The 7,726-nt window shown below is 35.8% G+C and carries 6 protein-coding genes and 1 pseudogene; all 7 read right to left on the bottom strand.

The annotated features are described in order from the left end of the window. Window positions 1-76 precede the first annotated feature (76 nt). Window positions 77-289 (bottom strand): annotated as a pseudogene (locus AB3M96_RS16235) (ATP-binding cassette domain-containing protein); the annotation flags it as partial. Then, window positions 286-1,269 (bottom strand): ABC transporter ATP-binding protein, encoded by a 984-nt coding sequence (locus AB3M96_RS16230; protein WP_412968680.1) that lies wholly within the window; start codon window positions 1,267-1,269, stop codon window positions 286-288. The gene AB3M96_RS16230 and the pseudogene AB3M96_RS16235, both read right to left, overlap by 4 nt. 614 nt (window positions 1,270-1,883) lie before the next feature. Further along, window positions 1,884-2,792 carry an oligopeptide ABC transporter permease gene (gene opp4C / locus AB3M96_RS16225; protein WP_412968679.1) on the bottom strand — a complete coding sequence of 303 codons (909 nt, stop codon included), beginning with the start codon at window positions 2,790-2,792 and terminating at the stop codon, window positions 1,884-1,886. A gap of 12 nt (window positions 2,793-2,804) precedes the next feature. Further along, window positions 2,805-3,770, bottom strand: coding sequence for an oligopeptide ABC transporter permease (opp4B, locus tag AB3M96_RS16220; protein ID WP_412968678.1), 966 nt, complete (start codon window positions 3,768-3,770; stop codon window positions 2,805-2,807). Window positions 3,771-3,886: 116 nt separating this feature from the next. Next, complete coding sequence (gene opp4A, locus AB3M96_RS16215; RefSeq protein ID WP_412968677.1) at window positions 3,887-5,602, bottom strand: oligopeptide ABC transporter substrate-binding protein; 1,716 nt, start codon at window positions 5,600-5,602, stop codon at window positions 3,887-3,889. A 55-nt stretch (window positions 5,603-5,657) separates the two neighbouring features. Then, entirely contained in the window at window positions 5,658-6,650 is a 993-nt protein-coding gene (locus tag AB3M96_RS16210) for an ABC transporter ATP-binding protein (protein WP_412968676.1), read from the bottom strand. A 3-nt stretch (window positions 6,651-6,653) separates the two neighbouring features. Next, window positions 6,654-7,670, bottom strand: a complete 1,017-nt coding sequence (locus tag AB3M96_RS16205; RefSeq protein ID WP_412968675.1) for an ABC transporter ATP-binding protein — start codon at window positions 7,668-7,670, stop codon at window positions 6,654-6,656. Window positions 7,671-7,726 lie beyond the last annotated feature (56 nt).

Raw genomic sequence — 7,726 nt, 5'->3', positions numbered from 1 at the left:
AGTATAAAAGACTGGCTGATGTCGTGCATTTTTTATGCCTTTAATTGTGTAGGAACCCCAACAAATATTATAGAACCGATTTTCCACATCCTGACTCACCAACAAGTCCAATTGTTTCACCTTTTTTAATCTTTAAGTTAATTCCATCAACTGCTTTTACATTTCCAACAGTTCGTTGTAAAAGTCCAGCTTTGATTGGAAAGTACTTTTTTACATCTTGAAGTTCAAGGATTGTGTTTTCTTGTTCTTGTGTAGAATCAACTTTATTTTCTACATTTGTTGAAATCATGCTTTTGCCCCCTCGTCGTCATATAGAAAACAGCGTACTGATCGTCCAGGACCCATTTGCTTAAGCTGTGGTTGTTCTGCAAAACAACGATCAAACGCTTTTGAACATCTTGGAGCAAATCTGCAACCCTTTGGCATATTTTCTGGAGATGGAACGTTTCCTTCGATTGATTGAAGTCTTTCAATCTCTCCTTCAATTGCTGGAACTGAGTTCATTAATCCGACTGTGTAAGGATGTAACGGTTCGTCGAAAAGGTCATCAACTGGTGATTGCTCAACAACTTGGCCTCCATACATTACGACAATCTTATCAGCTATTTCTGATACCACTCCAAGGTCGTGAGTGATTAAAAGAATTGAAGTATCGAATTTACGACTTAAATCTTTCATCAAGTCTAATATTTGAGCTTGGATTGTAACATCCAATGCAGTTGTAGGCTCATCTGCAATTAAAAGTTTCGGATTACAACTCATCGCTATAGCGATCATAACCCTCTGACGCATACCTCCTGAGAGACGATGCGGGTAGTCATTTACTAATTCAGCAGCACGTGAGAAACCAACCATTTCTAACATTTCTATTGCCTTTTTAGTAGCTTCTACTTTAGACATCTTTTGGTGATACATAAGTACTTCAGTAATTTGTTCTCCTACTGTAAGTACAGGATTTAGAGATGTCATCGGTTCTTGGAAAATCATCGAGATTTCATTTCCGCGTACCTTACACATATCTGCTTCTGATAAATCAACTAAGTTTCTTCCGTCAAGGATAATCTCGCCCTCAACAATTTTCCCAGCTGGACTTGGTACAAGCTTCATAATTGATAATGAAGTAATACTTTTACCAGATCCTGACTCTCCTACGATGGCAACAGTTTCACCTTTATTTATTGATAAATCAACACCATCTACAGCAGGTATTACTGTTTTCTTTTTAAAGAAATGAGTTTTTAACCCTTTCACTTCTAATAATGCAGCCATAAACCTGTTCACCTTCCTTATCGCACTAAGACAACTATATTCACTTTCGATTCAAAATTGCTTTTTTTTTCAGAATTTAGTTTCTACAGAGGTTTCATTTTCTCTCTATTTTCCACTATTTCTAGTAAACTTCTATATTTATTAACTTAAAGCTATTATTCTAAAAACAAACTAAATTATCTGACAATAGAATTAACTAAATTTTATTACAGTTAGGTTACAAATTCAAGTTAATTTTTAAAATTGTATTAATTTAATTTATTAACTGAATAATAACTATTCTCTTAATCTACTTAGAATTTTATTAAAACTATGTCGAAATTGCAAGATAATTTTTATTATTTTTATTACTTTTTCTTGGTAAAGCGCTTTATTTATTGATTTATCAGCATTTTCTTATTTTTAATTTTTATATTATTCTACTTTTTTACTTTATTAATATAATTGTAGCTCTTTCGGAATTACTACATTACTAAAACAATTTTTGAAATAATCCTATTGTAGCTTACTATTATTTTTCACTTTTAAACGTTAAAGTAATCAACTTTTAGTTTTTTATAAAAGTAGAGTTTGGAGGATAAAAAAAGATCCATCACATTTAGTGATAGATCTGGTTAACGATTAGATTTAGGATTTAGAGCATCCTTTAAACCTTCACCGATAAAATTAATAGACAAAATTGTTAAGGTAATCATAGCTGCAGGCGGAACCCACATCCATGTTTTATTACGTAGTACATCTGAGTCTCTAGCTTCGGCCAGCATATTACCCCAGCTCGGCTGGTTTGCAGGTACTCCAAAACCTAAGAAACTAAGACCTGACTCAGCAACAATCATAACTGCTAAAATTAACGTAGCTTGTACAATAATTGTTGATGATACATTTGGTATTAAGTGCTTAATAATAATTTTTGATGGTCTTGTACCTATTGATTTTGCAGCAAGGATATATTCATTCTCTTTTTCAGCAAGTATTCTACTACGTACAATACGCGCAACACCACCCCAGCTAAGTAAACTCATCACGATAACAAGTGTCCAAGCACCTGAAACTTTACCAACTAGTATTGTATTTAAGACAATAACAAACACCATGAATGGGAAAACTAATACAAAGTCAGTAAAACGCATAAGCAATTGATCAATCTTTCCACCGTTGTAGCCAGCAATCGAACCAACCATTGTACCTAATAGCGTAATGAAAATAGTACAAGAAATTCCTATCATTAATGAGGTTCTACCTCCATATAGCATCCTTGCAAATACATCACGACCGTTTGTATCTGTACCTAACCAATTTTCCGCTGATGGTTCTTTACTAATATTCATGAAGTCTACACGAACGATATCTTGTTTATTGATCAACGGGCCAAAAATAGCTGTTAAAATTACTAGAAGTAAAAATACTAAACTAATCATTGCTAATTTATTTTTAAGAAACTTTTTTCTAGCAAGCGCCCAAGGAGAAAGACTCTTTGCAGCTTTTTTTGGTGATCCAACACCTGTATTTGTAACTACTTCCATTTTTACTCCTCCTTAATCCAATCGAATACGCGGATCTACTATACCATAAAGCAAATCAGCTATAAGATTTCCGAATAGTGTTAGAAATGAAAGTAACATTGTGATCGTCATCATAACAGCATAATCTCTTCTTGTAACGGAATCTAAGAATAGTTGTCCGATACCTGGGTATGTGAAGATGGTTTCAGTAATTACTGCCCCACCAATTAAAGTTGCAATGTCAAATCCTAAAAATGTTACTAATGGAATAATTGAATTTCTTAAAATGTGCTTATTATATATAGTTGATTCTTTTGTTCCTTTTGCTCTTGCAGTTCTAACAAAGTCTCTTCGACTGTTTTCAATTATATCATTACGTAAAAACTGAGTATAAGATGCCGTACCCATTAGACCTAAAACAAGAGCAGGTAACATAACATGGTGCAATTTACTAACGAAATATCCCCAAGTTCCTTCATCTAGTCCTACTTCTACGGAACCACTAAATGGAAACCACCCGAGCTGGAATGAGAAGAAATAAATAGCCACAATCCCCGCAACAAACGAAGGAATTGCTAGACCCACATAGTTATAGCCGGCAATCAAATTATCTCCAAGAGTGTACGGTTTTCGTCCAGCGTACATTCCCATGAAAAATGCAAAAATGTAGGTGAAAAATAATGATACAACAGCTAAAAATAATGTATTGGGTATTTTCTCGGCGATTAACTCTGAAACCTCAATTTTATGTGCTGTAGACTTTCCAAAGTCCCCCTGAACAAAGTCAGTAACCCATCTCCAATATTGTACATATATTGGATCATTATAACCTAACTTTTCCCTCATTTCTTCAATATAACGAGGGTCTGTATTTGACGGGTCAATTTCTCCTCCAAATGGGTCACCTGGCATCATCTTAGCTAAGGTAAATACCACTATGGAGGTAAGGAGTAACAATGGAATCATGCCTAGTATTCTTCGAAGTGCGTATTGTAGCATGTTTTTTGCTCCTTATCCTTAAAAATTCTCGATTCAAAACAAACTTAATTCAATAACAAGTGTAAAAAGAAAACATAATCATTGGGGTATAAAATACCCCAATGATTATTGTCAAATCAGTCAGTTACGTACCATTTGTGAACATCTGATTGGAATCCAACTGCGTTAACTTGTACACCTTGTAAACGCTTGTTAATTCCATATAAATCTACGTTTTCCCATAATGGTAGTGCTGGCATTTCTTCGTTGAATAGTTTTTGCCACTCAACATATACTTGCTTACGGTAGTCTTTATCAAATGATGCTTCACTTAAACCTTCGTCAAGCAATCTTTGATTTTCTTCATTTACCCAACGACCATAGTTCCACTCTGCATCATTAGCCCATAGTCCTGATGGATCTGGGTCAGTTCCAGTTCCCCAAGAACCGAAGAATGCTTCTAATTCAACATCGTCGTTAGCTTTCATTTCATTGTAAAGGTTGAATTCAACTAAACCACCAGTTGATAATTCAGTTTTTACACCGATATCATTCCAGCTTTGCATAATCGCTTGTGAACGACCTTCGAATGTTGCATTACCTGCATAATGTCCAAATTTAATAGAGAATGGCTTACCTTCTGGATCTTCTACAAATCCGTCGCCATCAGTATCTTTATAACCAGCAGATGCTAGTAATTCTTTAGCTTTATCTTGGTTGAATTCGTATTGATTTAATTCTGACTCATCAGCAGCAATCCAGAATGCTGAAGGAATAACAGTATTAAATACTTTACCATGTCCAAATAAGAATGCATCAATCATTGCTTGACGATCAATTGCATATAATAAAGCCTGACGTAATTCTTTAGATTCGAACTTACCATAGTCAGCTACGTTTGTACGAGTTTCTGTATCACGGTGACCAAAACGTAAACCGATATAAGAGTAAACAGTACCACTTGCTTCTTCAACTGAAACGTGGTCCATATTTTCTAGTTCTTTAACAGAAGCTGGAGCAATGTTCATAATGTCAATTTCTTGGTTTTGGAATGCACCGTTTGCTAATGATGGATCAATAACTTTAATAACTACACCATCAAGAAGTGGTTTACCTTCCCAATACTCATCAAAACGTTCTAATTCAACATATTCACCAGGAACAACTTTTTTCACTTTAAATGGTCCAAGACCTACAGGATTAGTACGTACTTGCTCTGACTCACCTAATTCAGCTACAGGAACACCTTCGTAGTGTTTTTTAGGCATTGGATCTGGCCATAAGTTTTCTAAGTTGTTGATTTTAACTTCGTTAAAAGTAATTGCGATTGTATATGGATCGATGATTTCAATACCTTCGATTGTTTCAGCTTCCCCATTTTTCTTCGCTTCTGCACCTTTAATTTCTGATACATAGTTGTAACGTTCACCAGTATAATCTGGGTCTGCAATTGTTTCTAGAGCGAATGCCCAGTCTTCAACAGTTAATTCTTCGCCATTGTGCCATTTAACGCCTTCTTTAAATTTGAAAGTATACGTTAATTTGTCTTCGCTGATTTCCCATGACGCGAAGTTAGGAACATATTCAAGATCTTCAGTAACCTTGAAAATGCTTCCGCCTGTGAAACCTAAGATTTGTGCATCAATTGCACTACCATAATATGCAGATTCGAAAACACCTTCAGGTGCAGCGTCTACTGCTAAAGTGATTTTACCGCCTTCTTTTGGTTCAGTTGTTTCAGAACCAGTGTTTGCATCTTCTTTTTCAGCTGTTTCATCTTTACCACCGCACGCTGCTAGGAATAAAGACATAACTAGCATAAGCACGATAGTCCACAATGCTGACTTTTTCATGTTGGTTTTCCCCCCGATTAGTTAATGTATGTTTTTGAAATTTTACCTGTCAAAATTACTTATATAAATGACAAGCCACCTTATGTCCTGGCTTCACCTCCTTTAATTGAGGTTTAGCCTTCGAACACTCTTCCATAGCCATAGGGCATCTTGGATGGAATGGACAACCTGTTGGTGGATTTGCGGGACTTGGTACATCCCCTTGTAAAACAATACGTTCCTTTTTCAATCTTGGGTCTGGTTCTGGGATTGCTGATATTAGCGCCTGTGTATAAGGATGTAATGGTTCTGCGTACATACTATCCTTATCAGCTATTTCAACAATTCCACCTAAGTACATAACTCCAATACGGTCACTCATGTGTTTTACTACGCTTAGATCATGCGCAATAAATAGGAAAGTTAAACCGAATTCTTCTTGAAGCTCATTTAACAGATTAAGTACTTGCGATTGAACAGATACGTCTAACGCAGATACTGGTTCATCCGCAATGATTAGTTTTGGTCTTAGCGCTAACGCACGCGCAATTCCAATACGTTGACGTTGTCCGCCTGAAAATTCATGCGCATATTTATAAAACGCATCTTCAGGAAGTCCAACTTTTCTTAGTAACTCAATTACTTCATCTTTTAAATCTTTTAGTGATTTTCCAGTGTAGTTGATGATTGGTTCAGCAACGATATCTCCAACCATTTGCATAGGATTTAATGAAGCATAGGGATCTTGGAAGACCATTTGGAAGTCTTTTCTGATTTCTCTTAATGATTTTCCTTTTAATTTTGTAATATCTTTGCCATCTAATATGATTTGTCCTTCAGTTGCATCAAGCAAACGCAGGATCGTTCTTCCAGTAGTTGATTTACCACAACCTGATTCTCCAACAAGTCCTAGTGTTTCACCTTCTTTAATTTCAAAGGAAACATCATCTACTGCTTTTACATAACCGATCGTCTTTCTAGCAAAACCACCCTTGATAGGATAATAGGTTTTAAGATTTTTAACTTCTAATAGTAGATTATCTTTCTTTTCTATAGTTTGATTAGCCATTTCTTATCTCACCTCTTCTACAACAGGTTGACTACTCTTATACAATAGACAGGAAACTTCGTGACCTTCCTCTACCTCTGCTAATACTGGAGTAACAGTCTTACATTCCGGCATTGCCATAGGACAACGATCAGCGAATCGGCAGCCAACTCGTGGCATATTCTTCAAGGATGGTACAATTCCATCAATTGATCCTAATTCATCAACTTCTTCATTTAACTTAGGAATAGATTCCATTAGGAGCTTTGTATATGGATGTTTTGGATTGTAGAAGAGCGTATCAACATCTGTTCTTTCTACGATCTTACCTGCGTACATTACGATTACTTCATCACACATTTCAGCTACTACACCAAGATCGTGTGTAATTAAGATAACTGACATGTCGTTCTTTTCTTGAATGCTTTTTAATAGTTCTAGAATTTGAGCTTGAACGGTAACGTCAAGTGCTGTTGTCGGCTCATCCGCAATTAATAGTTTCGGCTGACAAGCAATAGCCATAGCAATCATGACACGTTGTCTCATACCCCCAGATAGTTGATGCGGATATTCGTCTACAATACTATCAGGACGAGAAATACCAACTTGTTTCAATAAATCGATACTAATTTCCCGAGCTCTTTGTTTCGTGATTTTTTGGTGATTTAAAAGAACCTCTTGTAATTGGAAACCTATTGTAAAGACAGGATTCAGAGCAGTCATTGGTTCTTGGAAGATCATTGACATATCTTTACCACGGATCTTGTTCATTTCAGATTGTGAATAACCTTCAATATTCTGCCCTTGGAAAATCACCTCACCATCTGTGATCTTCCCAATACCTACAGGTAAAAGTTGCATAACAGACATTGACATTACACTTTTTCCACAACCCGATTCACCAACAATTCCGACAATTTGGCGTGGATTGACTTTAAAGGACACATCATCAACAGCGTGATATACTTGTCCATCTATGTTGAAACCTGTTTTTAACCCCTTCACTTCTAGTAAAGGTGCTTCATTATTAGTCCGCTTCATAAAAACACCTCAAATATTTAAAATTGATGACAAAATTAATATGTAAGTAAAAGTTT

Source organism: Ferdinandcohnia jepli (assembly GCF_047246645.1).
Lineage (GTDB): Bacteria > Bacillota > Bacilli > Bacillales > Bacillaceae_L > Ferdinandcohnia.
This window is presented reverse-complemented; position numbering and strand designations above follow the sequence as displayed.

Bases quoted from the DNA above. Each gene is read 5' to 3' on its own strand.
- AB3M96_RS16230 (WP_412968680.1), bottom strand. From the start codon at position 1,269: ATGGCTGCATTATTAGAAGTGAAAGGGTTAAAAACTCATTTCTTTAAA.
- opp4C (WP_412968679.1), bottom strand. From the start codon at position 2,792: ATGGAAGTAGTTACAAATACAGGTGTTGGATCACCAAAAAAAGCTGCA.
- opp4B (WP_412968678.1), bottom strand. From the start codon at position 3,770: ATGCTACAATACGCACTTCGAAGAATACTAGGCATGATTCCATTGTTA.
- opp4A (WP_412968677.1), bottom strand. From the start codon at position 5,602: ATGAAAAAGTCAGCATTGTGGACTATCGTGCTTATGCTAGTTATGTCT.
- AB3M96_RS16210 (WP_412968676.1), bottom strand. From the start codon at position 6,650: ATGGCTAATCAAACTATAGAAAAGAAAGATAATCTACTATTAGAAGTT.
- AB3M96_RS16205 (WP_412968675.1), bottom strand. From the start codon at position 7,670: ATGAAGCGGACTAATAATGAAGCACCTTTACTAGAAGTGAAGGGGTTA.